Consider the following 20,697-nt stretch of genomic DNA (forward strand, 5'->3'; position numbering starts at 1 on the left):
ACATAATGCCGAACTATCGGTACCGCGCCCTCAATGCCAACGGCGAACTGGTCTCCGGAGCCATCGCCGCGCCGGCGCCGGGCGACGTGGCGTCGCGGATCGAGCGGCTCGGCCTGGTGCTGGTGGACAATGTCACCCCCGAGGAGGGCGGTGCGGCGGGCAGCGTGCTCAGGCTGTTCAACAGGCCGAAGCCGGAAGACGTCACCGTTCTCACGCGCGACCTCGCGCTGCTGCTGCGCGCCGGCGCCCGCATCAATGACGCGCTCGAGCTGCTTGCGGCCGATCCGGATTTCGGACGGTTGCTGCCTGTTGTCGCCGACATCCGCGCGCGGGTCGTCTCCGGCGAGAGCTTTGCCGAAGCGTTGGCGCGGCATGAGGGATTGTTTCCGCCGATGTATATTGCGCTGGTGCGGGTCGGAGAGGCGTCGGGGTCGCTGGACCAGGTGCTGGAGGTGTTGTCAAGCGAACGCGCGCGCGCCGAAGCGCTGAGGCGGCGCCTGACCGATGCGATCCGTTATCCGCTCTTCGTGCTCGGCGCGGCCGGCTGCGTGCTGCTGTTCTTCCTGACATTCGTGCTGCCGCAGTTTGCCAGCGTCCTGCAGGATTTCGGCGCCAAGGTCGATCCTGTTGTCGGCGTGTTCCTGAACATCTCGACCTTCCTGCGCGGCAATTCGGAGATCGTGCTGGCCTGTCTTGCTGCGACTGTCGCAACGTTGTGGCTCGTGCTGCGGCAGGAGCGTGGCCGCCGCGGCTTGACCAATGCGTTTGTCCGGCTGCCCGCCATCCGCAACGTGATGGGCGCGTATCGTACGGCGCTGTTCTGCCGCAATCTCGGCCTGCTGCTCGGGAGCGGCGTCAATCTCACCACGACGCTGCGCATTCTCATTGACATGATGGCGACAACAGGGGCGTCCACGGTCTGGAGCGACGCCGCCGACCGCGTCCGCCACGGCTCGAAACTCTCCGATGCGCTTGCGGAGACGGAGGCGTTGCCGCCCATGGCGGTCCGCATGCTGCGATTGGGTGACGAAACCGGCCAGTTGCCGATGCTGTCAGGCCGTGTCGCCGAATTCTACGAATCGAAACTGCAACGCACGCTCGACCGCGCGGTCGGCATTGCCGGGCCCGCGGCGATCATTGCGATCTCGCTCGTCGTCGGCGGTCTGATCACATCGGTGATGACCGCACTGATGTCGGTGAGCCAGATCATCGGTTAGAGAAGGGAATGGGAGGCATGAAGTGACCAGACATCCACCGTCGAGGCGTCGTCCGCGGAGCGAGGCCCGCGGCGAGGCCGGCTTCACCCTGGTCGAGATGCTCGTCGTCATCACCATCATCGGCATGATCATGGCGCTGGTCGGCCCGCGCGTGCTGAACTATCTCAGCGAGTCCAAGGCCAAGGCGGCGAAGATCCAGATCGAAAGCTTCTCCAGTGCGCTCGACCTCTACTACCTCGATCTCGGCCGCTATCCGACCTCGAATGAAGGCCTCGCCGGACTGACGCGGAGCAACAACCAGGCCGGCTGGAACGGGCCCTACCTGCGCGGTGGCGTGGTGCCCAACGATCCCTGGGGCCACGGCTACGTCTATCGGTCACCGGGCGCGAGCGCCCCCTACGACATTATCTCGCTCGGATCAGACGGGCAGGAAGGCGGCAGTGGAACAGCAGCCGACATCGTCAGCGGCGCGCGCTGAACCTGATGGTGATGTGCAAGGCTGCGATCAGCGGGGCTTCGCGCTGATCGAGATCCTGTGCGTGCTCGCGATCATCGGCCTGCTCGCGGCGATCATTCTGCCGGCGATCCCGCACGCGACGACCCGCGCCAAGCTCGAAAGCTATGCGGTCGAGACCGCGGCGCTGCTCAAATCCGATCGCAACTCCGCGCTGCGTCGCCAGGTCAGGGTTGCAACTCTCGTCGATGCGGAGGCGCGCGCGATCCGCTCCGGCGTCACCGGACAGACCATCCGCCTGCCGCGCGATGTCGTCGTGCAGGCGACGCTGGCCTCGCGCTGCGCCGATCGCGCGACCGGGCGGTCGATCGACTTCTTTCCGTCGGGCATGTCGTGCGGCGGGACGATCGCGCTGGCGCGACCCGGCATGGGCTATGAGGTGCGGGTCAACTGGCTGACCGGAGGTGTCGAGATTGTCCCGCAGAAGCTGCTCTAGCGGCGCCGCCGGCTTCACCTTGATTGAGACGCTGGTCGCGCTCGCGATCATCGCCATCGTGCTTGGAACCATCGGCTCGGTGATCTCGGTCACGGTCAGGGGCACGCGCTCGATCGACCAGCGTCTGGCCCTGTCAGGCACGGCGGAGACATTGCTTGCAGACTTGCCCGCGCGCGGACTTCTCAAGCCCGGCCGTCTGAACGGCCAGCTGGCCGGGAGCCGTTGGCGCGTCGACATCACGCCGATGAACGTCGCCGGCGGCAATCCCGCCACCGACCGTTTCGTGCCGTTTGCGGTCAATCTGCGCCTCCAGGGCGCCGACGGCAGCGCGATGCAGGTGACGACGGTGAAGCTGGTGCCAAGGTCGACGCAATGACCCACGCAATGACCTGCGCAACGAAACGAATGACGCAACGCCTGCGCCGCGTGGTCGCCTCCGAGGCGGGTTTCACGCTGCTCGAAGTCCTGCTGGCGACATTGCTGATGACCGTGATCTTGGCCGCGCTCGCGACAGTCACGGCGCAGTGGCTGCCGAACTGGAATCGTGGCATCGCGCGGGTGCAGCGCGCGGAGCGTCTCGCCACGGGGCTCGACCGCATCGTTGCAGACCTCTCCGTTGCCGAGCAGATGACCATCAATGGCGACGCCAAGGTGCCGCTGTTCGATGGTGCCGAACTGTCGGTGACGTTTCTGCGTACCTCGCTCGGCCCGAGCGCCCGCCCGGGCCTGGAATTCATCCGCTTCATCGAGAAGGCCGACGCACAGGGGTTGGCGCTGGTCCGCGAGCGCGCGCCGTTCCAGCCGATGCCCAGCGACGGCCAGATCCGCTTCATCGACCAGGTGGTGCTGATCCGCGCGCCGTTCCGGGTCAGCTTCGGCTATGCCGGTCCTGATAGGACCTGGCAGCCGACTTGGCGCGGCCAGTCGCAATTGCCTGAACGCATCCGCATCACGGTGCGGGACGGCGCCTCCGGCCAGGTGCTGGCGGTGTCGGCGGCGACGGTACCGCATATCAATGCGCCCGCCGAATGCGCGCGGGCCAAGAATCCGACGACCTGCGTGACGGGCCCAAGGCCGCAGCAGGCACAGAAGCAGGAGCCGCAGCTGTGAGCGGCAGGGCTCAGGATCGGGCTGCAATTGGCGACGATCGCGGCTTCATCGTCATCGTGGTGCTCTGGATGCTGGCTGCGCTCGCCACGCTCGCGCTGATCTACCTGACCTATGTCACCAACACGGCGGTGACGGTGGCCGTGAACACCGACCGATTGCAGGCCGACGCGCTGATGAATGCGGGGCTCGAGCTTACGGCCTATCGGCTTACCGCGCAGAGCGAGGCGACGCGCTCGACCAGCGGCACCTTCAACGCCCGCGTCGGGGCAGGCCTGATTGCCGTGACGTTCCGCTCGGAGGCTGCGCGCATCGATCTCAACGCGGCGCCGAAAGCAATCTTCATTGGCCTGATGACCGGGTTCGGCGTGTCGGCGGCGGATGCGCCTGATTATGCCGACCGGATCCTGGCGTGGCGGACCTCGACGGAGCCCGGCCAGGACAATCCGGAGGACTCCTACTACCGCACGCTCGGCGCGTCCTATTTGCCGCGCCATGCACCGTTTCAGCACAGTGACGAGCTGTGGCTGGTGCGCGGCATTCCCCCCAACGTGATCGACCGCATGCTGCCCTTCGTCACGGTGTTCAGCAACATGCGCACCGTGAACGTGCTCGACGCCGCGCCGCAGGTGTTGGCGGCGCTGCCCGGCATGACCCCGGAGACCCTGCAACAGCTGCTGCGCGACCGCGCCGATCCCAGGGTCGACCCGCAATCGCTGGTCGGGCTCGCCGGCAGCGCGAGCGCGACGATCGAGGGCGCGAAGACCTACCGTGTGACTGTTGCAGCGGAAGCGCCGTCGCACCGGCGGAGTTCGGCCGAGATCGTCATCCTGCTTCTCGAAAGCGGCGATGAGCCCTATCGTGTATTGTCGTGGCACAACGCCTTTGATGGTTCCGCCGGAAAGCCTCTGTGAGATGAGTTCGCTCAGTTCCGTTCGCAACATTTTCGATGCCTGGACCGGCACGGTGGCGGGTGCCGCGGTCTCCGGACTGGAGCGGATGGTGTCGCCGCGCCTGATACGGCTGGTCGAGAGCGAGAGCGGCGCGTTCGCGCTGGAGGCCTCGAAGCCGGAGAATGCGCCCAAGGAGGTCGCGTTCGAGGACGGCAAGTTCACCGGCGCCAATCTCGCGCCAATTGTCCGCGGCTGCCGCGTCGAGATCGTGCTGCGGCCGGCCCGCTTCCTGTTCCGCCCGCTGGAGCTGCCGGCGCGCGCGGCCGATTTCCTCGACGGCATCGTGCGGGCGCAGATCGACCGGCTGACGCCGTGGAGCGCCGCGGAGGCGGTGTTCGGTTGCGACGCGCCGGTGGCGCAGGGCAGCGAGAGCATCACCACGATGATTGCGGCGGCGCCGCGCCTGATGGCGATGGGCTATGTCGGGGCGCTGTCCGGCTTTCATCCGTCCGCGATCGCGGTCCTGACCGAGGCGGCTGAAGGCGGCCGCATCAAAGTGTTCGAGCAGAAATCGCGTGGCGCGATCGATCCGGTGCGGCTCAGCCGGACCCTGCAAGTGGTGCTGGCCGTCGCCGCGGTCACCGCCCTGCTCGGCTCAGTCGTCGCAGGCTATCTGGCCGACAGTCTGAGTGCGCAGGAGAGCGAGCTCGAGCAGCAGATCACCCAGCGCCGCGCCGCGATCCGTGGTGCCGACGGCGGCGAGCGCTCGCCGCTGGCGTTGCTGGAGCGGCGCAAATACGAGACGCCGGCGAGCGTGGTCGTGCTGGAATCGCTGAGCCGGTTGTTGCCTGACCACACCTACGTCACCGAGATGCATCTGGCCGGTAACAAGCTCCAGATCGCCGGTATCACCCGCGATGCGCCCTCGCTGATCCCGCTGATCGAGCAGTCCCAGCACTTCACCCGCGCGACCTTCTACGCTCCGACGACGCGCAGCCCCTCCGATCCCGGCGAGCGTTTCCACATCGAAGCGCAGGTCGAGGCGAGGAACGCGCCATGACCAGCGCAATGAAGAGCGGCGTGAGCAGCAACGGGATCGCAAGCGGAAACGCGCTGGTGCGGTGGCTGAGCTCGCCGCCGATCGCGGTCACGCTCTATCTCGCGGTGACGGGCGCGCTGCTCCTGATGGCTGGGCTGTCGATCGCCGACGTGATCGCCCATCGCCAGGCCCTGGCGCAGACCTCCGACCTGCTCGACCAGCTGCGCGGTCGCAAGGGCGCCGCCAAGAACGCCGCGGCCGCCCTGGCCGAGCATCCCGGCACGCCATTTCTGGAAGGGCCGACGGTGACGGTGGCGGGCGCCAATCTGTTGCAGCGGGTTGCGGCCGCCGTGGGCGATCAGGGCGGCTCGGTGCAGTCCTCGCAGGTGGACGTGTCGGGTGCGCAGACCAAGGACGGCTTCGTCGGCCTTGTCGTCAGCTGCGAGCTCGAGCAACCCGCGCTGCAGAAGGTGCTCTACGACCTCGAAGCCGGGATGCCGTTCCTGTTTGTCGATCAGCTCGACGTCCAGGTGCCGCAGACCACGGCACTGAGCGATGCCCCGAGCGGCCGCGTCAGGGTGATTTTGGGTGTTTCCGGCCAGTGGCAGGCGGTGAAGTAGGAAGGCAGCTCACCACGAGTACTTGAACACGCCCTTGCCGGAGTAGCTGGTGACGTTGCCGGAGAACTCGCCGTCGAAAGTGCCGGCGATCGAGAAGCCGTTCAGCCATTTCATCTCGGCGCTGGCGCTCACCAGCGCGGAATCGGCGTCGACCCTGGCGCCGTTGACGACGAAGCTGGTGCCGGGCAGCGTCTGGAACAGCGCGGTGACGGCGCGGCTCGGATTGTAGTCGTGCGCCCAGGCGGCGCGGCCGCGCAAGGTCAGCACACCGTTCTGCATCGCATAGGATTTGTCGGTGCGCAGGCCGAGCTCCGAGCGGGTATCGGTCAGCGATTGCGAGGCGTAGTTCAGCGCAAACAAGCCGCCGCCATTGAGGCTTACTTCGAAATAATTGGGCAGGTTGAAGTTCGTGACCTGTGCGGCCGCGTAGGGCGTGAGGCCGACCAGCGGCGTGGTGAAGCGATAGCCGCCCTCGAAGCGCGCGGAGAACGTGTCGGCCTTGAATCGGGCCTGGAGCTGGTCCGCGCCGATCACGGTGCGGTTGGTGGTGACGTCGTGCCAGCCATAGGCGAGGGCGGCCGAGATATAAGCGGGTCCGAAATTGTGTCGGCCGTAAGCGCCGGCCTGGAACAGGTCGGCCGAGCCCGTACCCATCGCGTTGGCAAGCGAGTAGTTCAGCCCGCCGCCGCCGAGCGCAAAGCCGACCAGCGTATCCATCGAAATCCTGTAGTCGGCGCCGGCCGCGCCGCCCCAGACCCGTGCCGTCAGATCCTGCGAGCCGACCGCGGCATTGCCGCCGACCTGCGCCGAGCCGCCATAGCCGGCCGTCCAGACGCTCCAGCGATTGATCGGCTGCGAAGACAGCAGCGGCGCCTTGGTCGCCATCGCAAAGGCCTCGCGCTCGCGCGCGGTGGCCGGGCGCATCGAGGCATATGCGGATTCGTCATCGCTCTCAGCGAATTGCGCGACGCTGCCCGCCTTGGTGAAGCCGCTCGAGCGGCCCGCGATGGTCGGATCGAGCATCAGGTTGAGGAACTGGCCGTCGGCATTGATCGCGGACTGGATGATGCCGGTGCCCAGCTCGCCCGAGACGGTGGTTAGCCTGGACGGCGTCAGCGCGACGAAGGCCGCCGGGATGCTGCCGGTGGAATTGAAGAAGCTGGCAAGCGTGTTCGCGACGTTCTGCTGATTGACACTGAGGCCGCCGCCGCTTGGCGTGAAGTCGACGCCGATGTTGAGGAAGACGTTGTTGCCGACGTAGCTCAGCGTCGCGTTGATCGTCGGCATGTTGGAGACGACGGCCGGATTGAAGGTGGGGCCGCCGAGGCCGCCGGCGGCGGTCAGGATCGTGTACTGCTTCTTGACGCTGCCGGAGCCGAAGATCGCGCTCACCGTCGCGCCGCCGAGCGTGGCCGCGCCTGTGACGTTGGTGAGGCTGGCAGTGCTGGAGGAAACCTGCACCATATAGGTCGAGGCGGCGGTGAAGCTCAGCGACCCGTTGACCGCCAGCGTGCCGATCGCGCCCGCGTGGCCCGGCGCCAGCGTGCCGCCGGTGACCGCGACGTTGCCGACGGTGCCGGTGCCTGCGAGCGTGCCGCCGGCATTGACGGTGCTGGCGCTGACGATGGTGCCGTCGACCTGCAGCCTGCCGCCGTTGACAGTGGTCGCGCCGGTGTAGGTGTTGGCGCCGGTCAGGGTTTCCGTGCCGCCGGCCATGGTGAGGCCGCCGCCCGCGCCGCCGTCGCCGATGATGCCGGCGAAGGTGCTGTTGCCGCCCGTGATGGTCAGCGTGTCGGCGCCGAGATTGACGTTGCCCGAGCCCGACAGCGATTTGATCGAGGTGCCCGCGGCGAGGCCCGAGATGTCGAAGATGCCGTTGGCGATGACATTGCTCGAGGTCGCAATGCTGCCGTCGCTGCCGCCGTTGGTGAGATCGAGCTCGCCGCCAGCGGCGATGGTCGTGGTGCCGGTGTAGGTATTGATGCCGGAGAGCTGCTGCAAGGCGCCGTTCGCGATGACGAGGTTGCCGCCGGTGCCGCCCGCGATGCCGCCATCCTGGATCACGCCGCCGTACAAGCTGCCGGTGGTGATCGTCAGCGTCTTCGATCCCAGCGAAACGATGCTGCCGCCGGTGGCGGAGACCAGCGCGTTCGCGGTCGCGCCGGAGGTCGTCTGCGAAATGTCGAATGTCCCGCCAGCGCCTGGCGTGAACGTGACGCTCGCCGAGCTCGCGATCGATCCGCTGCCTTTCAAGGCCAGCGTCGCGCCCGCGTCGATCTGCGTCGTGTTGGTGTAGGTGTTCACGCCGGACAGCGTCTGCGTTCCGCCGAAGACCTCCAGCCCGCCCGTGCCCTGGATCACGCCGGCGAACTCGGTCGAGCCGTTGATGATGAACAGGCCCTTGGTGCCCAAATTGACGATGCCGCTCGAGCTGCCGACCAGCGTCGTGATCGGAGCGAATGACGGGGTGATCGCCGAGATATCGAAGATCGCGTTCACCGTCACGACGCTCGATGACGAGATGTCGGCGAAGCCCGACAGCGCCAGCGTGCCCGCCGAGACCGTTGTCGCGCCGGTGTAGGTGTTGGCGCCGGTCAGCGTCAGCGTGCCGGTGCCGACCTTGGTCAGGCTGCCGCCGGTGCCCGAGATCACGCCGTCGACCACGGTCGAGGTGTTGAGGCTGCCGGTGGTCAGCGTGTTGGCGCCGAGCACATAGTCGCCTGCGCCTTCGATCGAGCCCGCGGTCGTCCCGCCATTGGTCAGGCCGGAAAAGTCGACCGTGCCGCCGGCATTGGTGATGAAGCGTGCGTTGCCACCGCTCGCCGTGCCGCTGAAGGTCGTGGTGGCGAGATTGTTGGTCGTGATGGTGGAATTGCCCGCGATGGCGGAACCGTCGAAATTCAGCGAGCCGCTGTTGGTGATGCTTGAGGTGCCAGCGGTGGTGTTGTTGTGGAAGTTCAGCGTCGCGGATGCCGCGTTGATGATGGTGGAGCCGGCGGCCGTCGCGTTGCTGAAGAAGTCGATCTGGCCGTTCGCGTTGTTGGTGATTTGTGAGGTGCTAGCCGAGGCGAAATCCTCGAACGTCACGAAGCTGTTGTTGATAAGGGTGACCGTGCCGGCCGTGCTGTTCTGGATGAAGTTGACGGTGCCGCCGGTCGCGTTGGTGATGATCACCGCACCGGTGCCGCCACTCGCGGTGCTGCTCTGCTGAAACACCAGATTGTTGCCGGAGGTGACTCCGAAATTCTGCGTGTTGCCGGAATTGTTGATGATGCCTGTGCCGTTGACGATGAACGGGTTACCGACAGTGACCGAATAGGCCTGAGCGGTGCCGACGAACAGGATCGTGCCGATGATGACGATGCCGTTATTGTTATCTACGGCGGCGCTTCCGGTGGTGCCGAAGGTTGCGGTTCCGTCCGGCACGGCGGAACTCGACCAGTTCGCCGGATCGGTCCAGTCGGTGGTGGCGCCAACCCAGGTGCCGTCGACCGCGTGCGCGGCGACGACGCCGAGCGCGGTGGTCGCCAGCAGGGTCGCCAACGAAAGCTTGATGACCGCGCGCAGCCGGCCATCAATTCTTCCAGGCGCCATGATCGAACTGGCCATCGGCTCTTCACAAATCGCGAAAGCAAATCAGGAGCGACCGCGCCCCGGGGTAATGATCCCACGGCGTCGCGACCGGCCGCAATGAACGGGCATCAATTTGCCGGAAGTTCCCGCCGGTTTACTTTGCAATTTCAGCAATCGTGGCCATTGGGCAACACTTTTGGCGCATCGCAATATGACGAGGGCAGGAACCGGCGCGGAGCGGGTTGATGGCGAGGCCCATCAGAACTAGGTTGCTGCGACAAGGTTGTCGCGGACTGTTGCGGCTGCAAGGGACTTTCGATGTCGGGATGGCTGAGGTCGACAGGGGTCGCCGCGCTCTGCGCGGTGTTTGGCGTTGCCGGGGCCATCGCTGCGACCTCCTCGCGCATGGACATCCTGCCCGACGATGCCGCCGGCAGCCCCGCCGAGAGCGTTGAGGTTGGCGCGGTCAGGCCGATCGTCCGGGCCGAGCCGAATGCAAGCAAGCCGGCCCCTCGCGGCAACCCGCTGTGGTCGGTGCCTCTGTCGGCGCTCACAGTCACCCAGGAGCGACCGATCTTCTCGGCCACGCGGCGCCCGCCGCCGCGCGCGGTCGCAGCCGCCCCGGTCGACGAGGTTCGCGCGCCGCCGCCGCCAAGGCCGATCGAAGCGCCGCCGCCGCTGGCGCTGGTCGGAGCCGTGGTGGGCGGGGGCGACGCCATCGCGATCCTGGTCAACCGCACCGACCAGAAGGTCGTCCGTCTGCGCCAAGGCGAATCAGTCGGTGGTTGGTCATTGACCTCGGTGCAGCCGCGCGAAGTGACGTTCAAGCAGGGCGATCGCAGCGAGGTGCTGGCGTTGCAGCGCCCCGAGACCGCTCCCGCGGGATCGCCCGCAGCACCTGCGGATGGCGGCGGCAAGCTGACCATGCCGACCACGGCCTCTACATCGTTCGCACCCTTCATGCCGCACTCGACGCCGAAGAACGGCGAGTCGGACGGGCTCTGAGCGCTGAATCAGGTAGCGAAGGGGATTTCGGTCGTCATTAAGATGCCGACTTCCTGACGCCGTGCAACCGCAAATTAACCCCGAAGCGCTGATCCTTACGGCCGCCTAATAGGACGGTACCGGGGCGGGGAGGGTTCCGATCTTCTTCGCCTCCGCTCTTGGCCACAGCCGAACCACGTCTGGGACTGAAGGTGTTCGAGTCGAAGGATAGACGATGAGATCAAAATCTACGCCGGACGAAGTCTCCGACGATTCTTTATACACTGTCGTTGGCGACCGCATTCAGGGAAGTTATATCCCAGCGGCTTCGGAAGGCTCGGCGTCGGGAGGGACAACGACCGGCTCGGTCTTGTCGGTCACCGCGGGCGGAATCATCATCAATCTCGTTCTCGATGCTGCAGCGCAGGCTGCGCCGGCGAGTTTCAAAAGCGGCTTGCAGCAGGCGGTGGCGATCCTGGCTGCCAACATTACCGACAAAATCACCGTTAACATTAACATTGACTACAGTGGCACAGGGGGTGGTGCAGCGGCCGGACCCGACAGTGGACTTTACGAGAATTATTCGTGGGTTCACTCGGAACTGGTGAATCACGCCAGCCCAGGCGACACCGCGTTTAACAGCCTCCCGAGCGGGACAGCGATCCAGGGACAGTCGAACGTCGCTGTCTGGAATGCGCAGCTGAAGCTTTGGGGTGTGATTGGTGCCAACGACACGACGACCGACGATGCCAGCGCGTATTTTTCGACTGATATTAACTCAAATCTACTGGTTGGTGTCGCCCTTCATGAGCTGAGCCATGCGATGGGCCGTGTGCCATATGGGTCAGCCCCGGACGTCTTCGATTTCTATCGTTTCACCAGCCCCGGCGTGCATCTGTTTTCCGGCGCCCAGACCGCGCCGGCCGCTTATTTCTCGCTGGACGGGGGCAACACCAAGCTGGCGGATTACGGCCAGTCCTCCGATCCAAGCGACTTCCTGAACAGCGGTGTGCAAGGGCCCAACGATCCCTTCAATGAATACTATACCAGCAACACCATTCAGGGCCTGACGGCCATCGACCTGAAGCAACTCGATGCGTTGGGATTTCATGTGGCCGCCAGCACGCCGACGACGATCGAGGCCTATGGTGCGACCAGCCTCGTGCAGGCGGGCAATGGCTACTTCCTTAATCCGACCGTAGGCGGCACGGGGCCTGAGGTGATGTTGAGTGGCTCCCCCCTGATGGTAGATCAATTTTCGGGTTGGGCCCCGGTGGCGGCCGAAAAATTGTCGAGCGGCTATGAGCTTGCCATGAAGTCGAACTCCGGCCAGTTCATCATTTGGACGCTGGACGGCAACGGCAACTATCTAACGAATGCGGCGTCGGTGTCGGGTACAAGCACTACGCTAGAGAACCACGAGACGATCTTCCATCAGGATCTCAATGGCGACGGAATCATCGGAATTCCGGCGACCACGCCGTCGACCACGATCGAATCGTTCGGTGCAACCAGCCTGATCCAAGTGGGAAGCAATTACTTACTCAATCCGACCGCAGGTGGTTCGGGGCCCGAGGTGACGCTCAACGGCGCGGCCCTGATGGCGGGTCAATTTTCGGGTTGGGCCCCGGTGGGAGCTGAAAAATTGTTGAGCGGCTATGAGCTTGCCATGAAGTCGAACTCCGGCCAGTTCATCATTTGGACGCTGGACGGCAACGGCAACTATCTAACGAATGCAGCGTCGGTGTCGGGCACAAGCACCACGCTAGAGAACCACGAGACGAGCTTCCATCAGGACCTCAATGGCGACGGAATCATCGGAATTCCGGCAACCACGCCGTCGACCACGATCGAATCGTTCGGTGCAACCAGCCTGGTCCAAGTGGGAAGCAATTACTTCCTCAATCCGACCGCAGGTGGTTCAGGGCCCGAGGTGATGCTCAACGGCGCGCCGCTTGCCGCCGGACAGTTTTCGGGTTGGTCCCCGGTGGCTGCGGAAAAGACCTCAACAGGGTTTATTTTTGCGATGCATTCGAGCGGAGCCGATCAGTTCATCATCTGGACGTTGGACAGCAACGGTAATTACGTGACCAACACTGCGGCAATATTAGACTCGAGCGTCGCGTTGAAGAGTTACGAATCAAGCTTTCAGCAGGATCTGAACGGTGACGGAGTGATCTCGCCAGCTGCCGCGGCCAGCGGAGTGCACGACACTTCGGTCCACTACTCCGCAGATCTCATCCATTCAATTCTCAGCCAGCACTCGGGCTTCTTCCTGTCGTGACAGTCGTGGACGCAGACTGCCGTCCTAAGTGACTGCCGTCAGTTCTTGACCAGCGTGCCGGACCGGGTGAGCGTCTCGTACAGGAATTCAGCGATCCGCTGATTTGCCAGCTCGTTCGTATGGGCAAAATCAAGATAGATCGGCTCGGTAATGTCATCAAGCAGAGCAGTTGCATCAAATGCGATGACACCAGCGGATGTCAGAGATCCGGTGAGTGATTTGAATTCATCGTGAGCGGTGCGTAGAGCCGGTTCAGTACCTTCCATCGTGAGGAAGTGGTTCTGAACCAGGGAACGCTCGAAGTCGCGGAGTGGCCGCGCAAACAGGTCGGGCTGCAGGACGTGGACGAAGGCTGCGCCCTTCGAATGGACATAGGTGTTAGTTTCGAGCAGGCCTTGAAGCAGCTTCTCTCTCGATTGCACGGCCAGTGATTTGATCTGATCCGGGTGCTTCAGGTGTTCTGGAAGATAGTTCGTCGACTTCGCGTAGAGCCAATTGAAGAAACGACTATACCTCGCGAGATGTTCGAGTCCGGTTCTGTTGCGAGCGATGAAGTTGTCGAGATGTTTGCGATTCTCGCCGACGATCCACCCATCGAAATTCGCGTAAAAGACGCCCTGCATCGCATCGCCCGTACCGTCGTAGAACAGAACGATATCCTGCGGGCCGATCGTCAAGGTCTTCAGGCGCTCCAGCTGTTGGGCAACGTTGACGCCGGATGCGCCAAAATTGAGGACCTGAATTTTTGTGATTCCATGGTTCCTGAGAATCGCCTGAAGCCGGCTTGCTATTGTGAAGTCGTCAGGCACCTCGGCGTTGTAGATGGTCGAACTCCCGATCAAGAGAATTCGGCGCTCGACCGTGTCGGGAGAGCCGACAGTTCGCCTGATACCCTCACTTACGTTGAACCAACGGCCGCTATAGTCCCCGGGATATATGATCCTGGTGCCCTTCGGATTGATCCAATTCTGATGGGAGCGCGATTCCTCGATGAAGTCCTGCGAGAAGAATGGGGAATTCTTGTATGCGGGAGGACGGGAGCTTCGGTAGTCCCACACACTTGGTGGCACATACGGAAACAAGAGCCGCGCTACACCTTCGACACTCAAACCCAAAAACGCAAAGACGAAGAGCCATGCCGCGAGCAGCCGCGCTCCGGAATACAGGGCGCGTTTCGCGGTGCCGATGACGCTCCTGGTGGTGCCGTCCTTGCCCGCTTCAGTCGAGGTCGAAAGCATGTTCGTAATTCAACTTGAGGGAGGGATCCTGATCTTCCTTCTTCAAATAGGCATTGCCGACCACTAAGACCTCAATTTCTGATCCCATGAAGCATCGAAAAGCGTCGGTCGGACTGCAGACGATTGGTTCGCCTCGAACGTTGAAGCTTGTGTTCACGAGCAGTGGGCAGCCCGTAAGAGCTTTGAAGCGGGAGATCAGCGCGTGGTAAGGCGCATTCGTTTCACGATGGACGGTCTGGATGCGCGCGGAATAGTCGACATGGGTCACCGCCGGAACATCAGATCTCGGCACATTGAGCTTGTCGATGCCGAACAATGAGGCTTCGCTTTCGGTCATTTGCCGTCGGCACGAATTCACGACGTCGGCGACCAGAAGCATGTATGGCGAGTCGCAGTCGAGCTCGAACCAATCGGCCAAGTCTTCCCTGAGCACCGAGGGCGCAAAAGGACGGAAGCTCTCGCGATACTTCACCTTCAGATTGAGCATTTTCTGCATGGTCGGGGATCGTGGGTCGCCAAGGATCGATCTTCCGCCGAGGGCGCGGGGCCCGAATTCCATTCGGCCCTGCATCCAGCCCACGGCTTTCCCGTCGGCGAGGGCTTGAGCCGTGGCCTCGGTGATTTCCTCGTCGGTGAGGATAGAGAAGCGGGCCTGCGCGCTCTTCAGTTGTTGCTCAATTTCGCTTTGAGTGAATTCCGGCCCCAGATATGCGCCGCTCATGCCGTCCTGCCCGTTGGGCATGACGCGACGCGGCTGTCCCATGTTCAGGTGATATGCGGCCAGAGCGGTTCCGACCGCACCTCCGGCATCCCCAGCCGCGGGCTGGATCCAGATGTCGTCAAAAACCCCTTCCTTGAAGAGTTTGCCGTTGGCAACGCAATTGAGCGCAACGCCTCCGGCGAGACAGAGATTCCTGGCGCCGGTCTCTGTCCGGATGGACCGCGCGATCTTGAGTACGATGTCCTCGGTGACGGCCTGGATCGAAGCGGCCATATCCATGTGAAACTGAGTGAGAAGCTGTTCGGGTGTTCTCGTCGGCTGGCCAAACTGCTCTGCAAAGTGCTCGTTGGTCATCGTGAGCCCGGTGCAGTAGTCGAAGTACTTCTGGTCGAGCCAGAAGCTGCCATCCGGCTTAACATCGACGATGCGATCAAGGATCTGCTGCGCGTATTTTGGAACGCCGTAAGGTGCAAGGCCCATGACCTTGTATTCGCCGGAGTTGACCTTGAAGCCGAGATAGTAGGTAAAGGCCGAATAGAGCAGCCCGAGTGAATGCGGAAAGTGGAGTTCTTTCTGGATGGAAAGATCTTTCCCGCTCCCGATCGCCAGCGAGGACGTCGTCCACTCGCCGACGCCGTCCATTGTCAAGACTGCGGCGTCGACGAAGGGAGATGGATAGAAGGCGGATGCGGCGTGAGCGAAATGATGCTCGGAAAAGAGCAGCTTTTTCTGGTCGATGTCCGCATCGGCTATTTTGCGAAACTCGCGGAGCAGAAGGTCCTTCTGAAAAAGCTTCTCACGGAGCCACAACGGCATGGCTTTTCGAAAGGACGAAAAGCCTTTCGGTGCAAACGAGAGGTATGTCTCGAGCAGTCGCTCGAATTTTAGAAACGGCTTGTCGTAGAAGGAGATTGCGTCGAGCTCACCCAGCGAGCAGCCGGCGTGCCGGAGGCAGTAGTCGATCGCGTTCGAAGGGAACGAAGGGTCGTGCTTTCGCCGTGTAAAGCGCTCCTCCTGGGCCGCCGCAACGATGCGTCCATCCTCGACCAGTGCCGCGGCGCTGTCGTGATAGTAAGCAGATATGCCCAGAATCCGCATCGAGGAGGCGGCTAAAACAGGGCGTAGATGAACGGCGCGACGGCGCTCGTCTGACTGAGCACGATCAAACCGCCCAACAGCACCATCATGACCAGAACAGGGAGAAGCCAAAACTTCTTGCGCACGCGCAAGAATGCCCAAAACTCAGCCAGAAACGACAAGATGATCTCCTAGAACTGATGATGCATGCTCGCAGCGTCCGGCCCAGGAGGTTGGCGCGGTATCCAGTAGGAGGACTTGCTGGCGTCTTTCTTGACGCGAAGGAAGTCCTTGCCGAACCCGCGAGCCAGAAAACCGATCGGCGCGATGACGAGAAAGAACAAGATGCCGAGCGCGACAGGCGCAACGATCAGCGACAACAGATGGCCGAACTTCATCCACAGCCTGTTGAGCGGGGTGAGGCACGTGGCATTCAGGAGGCCGGCCACGCCAAAAATCACTGCAAGCGGCGCAACGACCATCCAGGCCGTTTTGCCCTGGTAGACAAGATGCCCGGCCCAGGTGGCAAACACGACGGCGAACACGAGCCCGAAGGATCGATTCGATGGAGTTCCGACGGCAAGACTCCGCGCGCCGAATTCGTGATGATTGCCGTTCGTCATTTGCCCAGCATGTTCGAAACAATGCGGGCCCTAGATACAGGCGTTTCACGTTGGTGGCAAATGAAAAGCAAATTCAATGGCTTAGAAGTCGAAATAGATGAATTTGGCGGAGCTGCCCTGGCTCAGCGCAATGGCCAGCGTGGCGAGCACCAGCAAGAGGGCCCACACGATGGATTTTGGCGTGGTCTTGAGCGCTAGCCGAATTCTCGCATGGCTATCAGAGGGGTGCGCGGCAAGGAACACGAGGATCAGGGCGATAGGGTAAGCATGCTCGGACAGGAAGGCCCAAGGGTCCGGCAAAGCTCCAGTGAAGGGGCCCGCAAGGATCTCCTTGGCCAATCCAAGGTTGGGAGACCGGAAGTAGATCCAGGCGATCGTCACGAGGTTGAACGTGACGAGGATGCCGACCCAGCGAGGCAGTTTGAAAGCGGGCCAATAGCGATTGCGCAAATGGTTTGCCGCAAGCCCGCAGCCATGCAGGCCTCCCCATATCACGAAGGTCCAGTTGGCCCCGTGCCAGAGGCCGCCCAACAGCATGGTGATCATGAGGTTGATGATCTGGCGGGAAAATCCGAACCGGTTGCCGCCGAGCGGGATGTAAAGATAGTCGCGCAGCCAGAACGACAGGGTGATGTGCCACCGGCGCCAGAACTCGACGATCGATCCCGAACTATAAGGAGATCGGAAGTTCTGCGGCAGGCGAATGCGCAAGAGATAGGCGAGGCCAATCGCCATATCGGTATAGCCGCTGAAGTCGCAGTAAATCTGAACCGAGAAGCCGTAGATCGCGAGCAGATAGTCCAGGCTGCTGTGGGGGCCGGGTGCGTAGACCGCGTCGACATAGGGCGCGATCGCGTCCGCAAAGATCAGCTTCTTGCAGAGACCGAGAACGAACAGGGCCGCCCCCAGCGTAAAGCGAGCATCGAACGCTCGCCTGACCTTTGAGAGTTGAGGCAGAAACTCGTTCGGGCGAAGAATCGGCCCGGCGATCAAATGAGGGAAGAACAGGACGTAACCGAGGATCTCGGTGAATTTGCGGACGGGAGGGAAGCGGCCTCGGTAAGTGTCGACTACATAAGCCGTGAGCGTGAACGTGACGAACGAGACTCCGAGAGGAAGCGCAAAGCGAAACCGGTCGTCAGAACCCTGCACGAACGCCCCGAGGACATCGTAGACAAGGAAGTGCGTGTATTTGAATGCAATGAGCGGAATGAAAAGCAGAATCAAAGTTGCCGCGAGGCGCCGCTTTCGACTTTCGGGTGCCTTGGCTCGCTCAATGAATAGCACGCCGCCCCAAGCGATCGCGCTCAGCAGGTAGGGCAACCAGATATACTCGACCTTCCACCAACCGTAGAAGATCGTGCTCCCGACGATCAAGAGGTAGAGACGATGGCGCGGCGGCGTCGCAAGATGAGCGCCGAAATACAACGCGAAAAAGACGCCGAAAATCGGATCGGAGAAAAGCATCTCGTTCGCGATTATGGATCGAGAACGGGGAGAACGGCGTCGGCCATCAACTTGTGACCGAGCGCATTGGGATGCGGATCGCCGGGCATCGCCCAGATCTGCTCGGGCGAGAGATTGCTCAGCGCCGGCAGAAGATCGACGTATTTGTAGCCATCGGCCCGCGCGATGGTCTTCATTTTTTCATGGATGAATCCGAACGGATAGTTCTTGAGATTGTGAACGTCCGGCATCATCGCGAAGTACAGGCGGATATTGTTCTTCTTCGCGTAGTCGGCGAGTTCGCGAAGCTGACGCTGCATTTCGACAAAGCCTGGCTGATCGTCGCGGTAGACATTTTGATAATGATCGATGAGCGAGGTTTCGCCGGATCTGTTCAAGACGCGATTTGCAGCGATCCAGATCGTCACCGCAAGTTCGCTGTTCCTCAAGAACCAGTTGCCGCCACTCGGGTCGAGTTGCTCCGCATCGCGAAGAAAGTATTGAACCACGATATCCGTCGGCTTCAGTCCTGCGAGCTCCGAGAAGAACCGTTGAACATATCGTTCGGCATTGTAATTGCCGACACCACCATTGAGGACGTCGACCTTCTCGCCCTTTTCGCGGAGCGCGGTCTGGACACGAGACGTGATCGTTTCGTTCTCCGGCACGCCCCAACCGAGGGTGATAGAGCCGCCCAGGAAGAGAATGCGGCGATCGACCTCATCGCGAGGCAATACGGGTCCACCGCGCAACTTCCAGTCGTTCGTCCGGATTTCCACGGATTGGAGTATCGCGGAACCGTTCTTGATGTGGTCATGCCCAAGTTCAGGCTGGGGGCTCGGAGTCTTCAGCTCTCGTGCGTAACGCCACATTTCGATATCGTAGTTCTTCATCGAGCTGTTCTTGAGGCGCAGGATGCCTTCGGCCGCGACGACGGAAACGAGCAATGAAAGGGCGAATGCGATTATCGAGAAGACGAATTGCTTGCGCATGCTTTAGAACCGTTGGGGAAATTCGCGGTTTCGCCGATCGCCGGCGAGCCTGATTTGCCCGCTAAGGTCGGAAGGCCCGCCGATTGGACCTGGACGTCGTTGCCAAGCTATCTATCCGCCCTGAGGAGCGCTTTCAATCCACAATCCCGTCGCGCTCCCCGGTAGTTCTCGCTATAGAGCCAGCTTGGATCCGTCAATCCGACGAGGATCGGTTTTGCAGTCGTGCCACTGCTGTGCGGCTCGCTCGTCTGCCAGGGAGGGGGCGTTTTGACCGACACGCAGATTGACCCGCCGGGCAGGACGGACAGCCCCGGACGCGAGAGTGGGCGCTTCTACCGGCTGATCCGCGGCTGGTCCGCAAACCTCGTGCAAATGCTGCTCGCTTTGACGCAGCAGCTTCTGCTGATCCCGACGTTCCTGCATTTCTGGAGCAGTGACACGCTCGCGGCCTGGCTCGCGCTCTATGCGGCCGGAAGCCTCGTCGTCGTCGCCGATGCCGGCCTGCAGCTTCGCGCCATTAACCGCTTTCTCGCGTTCAATGCCTGCGTCGATTGCGATGGACGCACGGCGCATTTCTACGCGCGCATGATGCGGCTCTATTCGGGAATCGTCGTGGGACTCGCCGTCTTGCTGATCGCGGGTGCTGAGCTGTTTCCGCCCGCGGCAGTCCTCGGGTTTCACAACACGCAGAGTTTCGATGTCGCGATGATTGTCATCACGGTCGGCACTCTGCTGGGTCTGCCGGCCAATCTCGTCTCCGGGCTCTATCGCGTGCGCGGCAAATACAGCCGTGCGGTGTGGTCGCAGAATGTCGGGCTGCTGGCCGGACAGATCGGGCAGCTTATCGCAGTTGCATGGCTCGGCAGCCTGCTTGCGGTCGCGATCACCTTCGTCGCGACGCAGATCCTGTTCGCGTTGTTCCTGATCGTGTACGACGCGCCACGCCAGCTGCCATTCCTGAAGCGCGGACGCGCGGCCGCGTCACGGTCCTGGCGATGGAATGCCGGGCAATTCCGCCTTGCGCTGCCGTTCGCCGTCGCCAATTTGACGGAGATCGCGCTCGCCAATGCGCCGATGCTGCTCGTCAGCGCGATGGTTGCCGATCGCGTGGCGGTCGCGCAATGGGGCTTGATCCGCGTCATCTCGAGCTTCCTGCGAGGCATCTGCATCCAGATGACATTGCCGATCGGCGCAGAGCTCGGCCACGATTTCGCGATCGGCGACATGGTGCGGTTGCGAGGCCTCTATGCCTACGGATCGCTGTTCATCACCGGGATGGCCAGCCTGATCGTTGGCGGGCTGTTGCCCTTTTGGTCGGACTTCTTCGCATTGTGGACGCATGGCAGCATTCCGAACGATGCCGCGCTCACCATCACGCTGCTGATAGGTTCGGCTGTCGTCGCGCCTTCTCTGGTGGCCCTCGGCTTCGCCAGTCACAGCAACCGGGGTGATCTGCTGGTACGGACCAAGGGTGTGCAGCTGGGCGTTTTCCTGGTGTTGTCGGCCGTGCTGATTCCCCGGCTCGGTCCGATCGGTGCCGCAATCGCGATCGTCGCGAGCGACCTGCTGACCCAGTTCGGAATCCTGACGCTCGTGATCGTGCGCGAGACGCTGTCGCATCCGGTCCGCCACATGCTGGTCCTGATCGCGACCATGGCCGCGATCATCCCGGGCGGATGGGGGCTTGGACTGGCGATCCGGGATATTGTGCCGGGAGCTGGGCTGCTGCGTTTCCTGGCGGAGTGCTTGATCTGGCTTATCGTCGTGGCCATCGCGGCCAGTCCGCTTCTGATGGAACGCGTGCGCGCGCGGGTGCTGGCAGCGGTGCCGAACTGACCGCTGACGGCAAAAGCTCGAAAACAACCCCTGCACAGTAGTCGTCGAGGGCGGAGGGAGGATTAGGATTTTGCGAAGTTGACTTGACTCGTCGGGC

The 20,697-nt window shown here is 62.6% G+C and carries 18 protein-coding genes; 11 read left to right on the forward strand and 7 right to left on the reverse strand.

Going from position 1 to position 20,697, the window contains the following annotated elements; all coding sequences use genetic code 11:
* Positions 1–5: 5 nt before the first annotated feature.
* From XI06_RS02515 to gspM, 8 genes are read left to right on the forward strand one after another with little or no spacing between them, the layout of a single operon-like run.
* Positions 6–1,217, forward strand: coding sequence for a type II secretion system F family protein (locus XI06_RS02515; protein ID WP_237891484.1), 1,212 nt, complete (start codon positions 6–8; stop codon positions 1,215–1,217).
* Between the two features lie 22 nt (positions 1,218–1,239).
* Positions 1,240–1,695 carry a type II secretion system major pseudopilin GspG gene (gene gspG, locus XI06_RS02520; RefSeq protein ID WP_271604576.1) on the forward strand — a complete coding sequence of 152 codons (456 nt, stop codon included), beginning with the start codon at positions 1,240–1,242 and terminating at the stop codon, positions 1,693–1,695.
* Positions 1,658–2,167, forward strand: a complete 510-nt coding sequence (locus tag XI06_RS02525; RefSeq protein WP_271604577.1) for a prepilin-type N-terminal cleavage/methylation domain-containing protein — start codon at positions 1,658–1,660, stop codon at positions 2,165–2,167. The genes gspG and XI06_RS02525 overlap by 38 nt, the downstream gene beginning before the upstream one ends.
* The gene (locus tag XI06_RS02530) at positions 2,136–2,543 is read left to right on the forward strand and encodes a PulJ/GspJ family protein (RefSeq protein WP_271604578.1); all 408 of its coding nucleotides are present in this window, start codon (positions 2,136–2,138) and stop codon (positions 2,541–2,543) included. The genes XI06_RS02525 and XI06_RS02530 overlap by 32 nt, the downstream gene beginning before the upstream one ends.
* A gap of 29 nt (positions 2,544–2,572) precedes the next feature.
* A complete protein-coding gene (locus XI06_RS02535; protein ID WP_271604579.1) occupies positions 2,573–3,277 on the forward strand; it encodes a general secretion pathway protein GspJ in 705 nt (234 codons plus the stop codon).
* The gene (locus XI06_RS02540) at positions 3,274–4,188 is read left to right on the forward strand and encodes a general secretion pathway protein GspK (protein ID WP_271604580.1); all 915 of its coding nucleotides are present in this window, start codon (positions 3,274–3,276) and stop codon (positions 4,186–4,188) included. The genes XI06_RS02535 and XI06_RS02540 overlap by 4 nt, the downstream gene beginning before the upstream one ends.
* 1 nt (position 4,189) lies before the next feature.
* Positions 4,190–5,227, forward strand: coding sequence for a PilN domain-containing protein (locus tag XI06_RS02545; RefSeq protein WP_271604581.1), 1,038 nt, complete (start codon positions 4,190–4,192; stop codon positions 5,225–5,227).
* Positions 5,224–5,826, forward strand: a complete 603-nt coding sequence (gene gspM / locus XI06_RS02550) for a type II secretion system protein GspM (RefSeq protein WP_271604582.1) — start codon at positions 5,224–5,226, stop codon at positions 5,824–5,826. Before XI06_RS02545 ends, gspM begins: the two co-directional genes overlap by 4 nt.
* 9 nt (positions 5,827–5,835) lie before the next feature.
* Here gspM and XI06_RS02555 read toward each other — a convergent pair whose 3' ends face one another.
* Complete coding sequence (locus tag XI06_RS02555; RefSeq protein ID WP_271604583.1) at positions 5,836–9,435, reverse strand: autotransporter outer membrane beta-barrel domain-containing protein; 3,600 nt, start codon at positions 9,433–9,435, stop codon at positions 5,836–5,838.
* Positions 9,436–9,717: 282 nt separating this feature from the next.
* On the opposite strand from XI06_RS02555, the gene XI06_RS02560 reads away from it, so the two are divergent.
* Both XI06_RS02560 and XI06_RS02565 read left to right on the forward strand, forming a co-directional pair.
* The gene (locus XI06_RS02560; RefSeq protein ID WP_271604584.1) at positions 9,718–10,404 is read left to right on the forward strand and encodes a hypothetical protein; all 687 of its coding nucleotides are present in this window, start codon (positions 9,718–9,720) and stop codon (positions 10,402–10,404) included.
* A 214-nt stretch (positions 10,405–10,618) separates the two neighbouring features.
* Entirely contained in the window at positions 10,619–12,667 is a 2,049-nt protein-coding gene (locus XI06_RS02565; RefSeq protein ID WP_271604585.1) for an NF038122 family metalloprotease, read from the forward strand.
* Positions 12,668–12,705: 38 nt separating this feature from the next.
* Here the strand turns inward: XI06_RS02565 and XI06_RS02570 are convergent, their stop codons facing one another.
* The 6 genes from XI06_RS02570 to XI06_RS02595 form a co-directional block, all read right to left on the reverse strand.
* A complete protein-coding gene (locus XI06_RS02570; protein WP_271604586.1) occupies positions 12,706–13,905 on the reverse strand; it encodes an SGNH/GDSL hydrolase family protein in 1,200 nt (399 codons plus the stop codon).
* Positions 13,886–15,724, reverse strand: a complete 1,839-nt coding sequence (locus tag XI06_RS02575) for a carbamoyltransferase family protein (protein ID WP_271604587.1) — start codon at positions 15,722–15,724, stop codon at positions 13,886–13,888. Before XI06_RS02575 ends, XI06_RS02570 begins: the two co-directional genes overlap by 20 nt.
* An 11-nt stretch (positions 15,725–15,735) precedes the next feature.
* Positions 15,736–15,885, reverse strand: coding sequence for a DUF5989 family protein (locus XI06_RS02580; protein WP_271604588.1), 150 nt, complete (start codon positions 15,883–15,885; stop codon positions 15,736–15,738).
* A 9-nt stretch (positions 15,886–15,894) separates the two neighbouring features.
* Complete coding sequence (locus tag XI06_RS02585) at positions 15,895–16,326, reverse strand: SxtJ family membrane protein (protein WP_271604589.1); 432 nt, start codon at positions 16,324–16,326, stop codon at positions 15,895–15,897.
* An 81-nt stretch (positions 16,327–16,407) separates the two neighbouring features.
* Complete coding sequence (locus tag XI06_RS02590; RefSeq protein WP_271604590.1) at positions 16,408–17,793, reverse strand: MBOAT family O-acyltransferase; 1,386 nt, start codon at positions 17,791–17,793, stop codon at positions 16,408–16,410.
* An 11-nt stretch (positions 17,794–17,804) separates the two neighbouring features.
* Positions 17,805–18,764: an SGNH/GDSL hydrolase family protein gene (locus tag XI06_RS02595; RefSeq protein ID WP_271604591.1), complete on the reverse strand. Its 960-nt coding sequence runs from the start codon at positions 18,762–18,764 to the stop codon at positions 17,805–17,807.
* A 267-nt stretch (positions 18,765–19,031) separates the two neighbouring features.
* On the opposite strand from XI06_RS02595, the gene XI06_RS02600 reads away from it, so the two are divergent.
* The gene (locus XI06_RS02600; protein WP_271604592.1) at positions 19,032–20,600 is read left to right on the forward strand and encodes a hypothetical protein; all 1,569 of its coding nucleotides are present in this window, start codon (positions 19,032–19,034) and stop codon (positions 20,598–20,600) included.
* Positions 20,601–20,697: the final 97 nt, after the last annotated feature.

The organism is Bradyrhizobium sp. CCBAU 11434 (assembly GCF_028128895.1).
GTDB classification, from domain to species: Bacteria; Pseudomonadota; Alphaproteobacteria; order Rhizobiales; family Xanthobacteraceae; genus Bradyrhizobium; species Bradyrhizobium zhengyangense.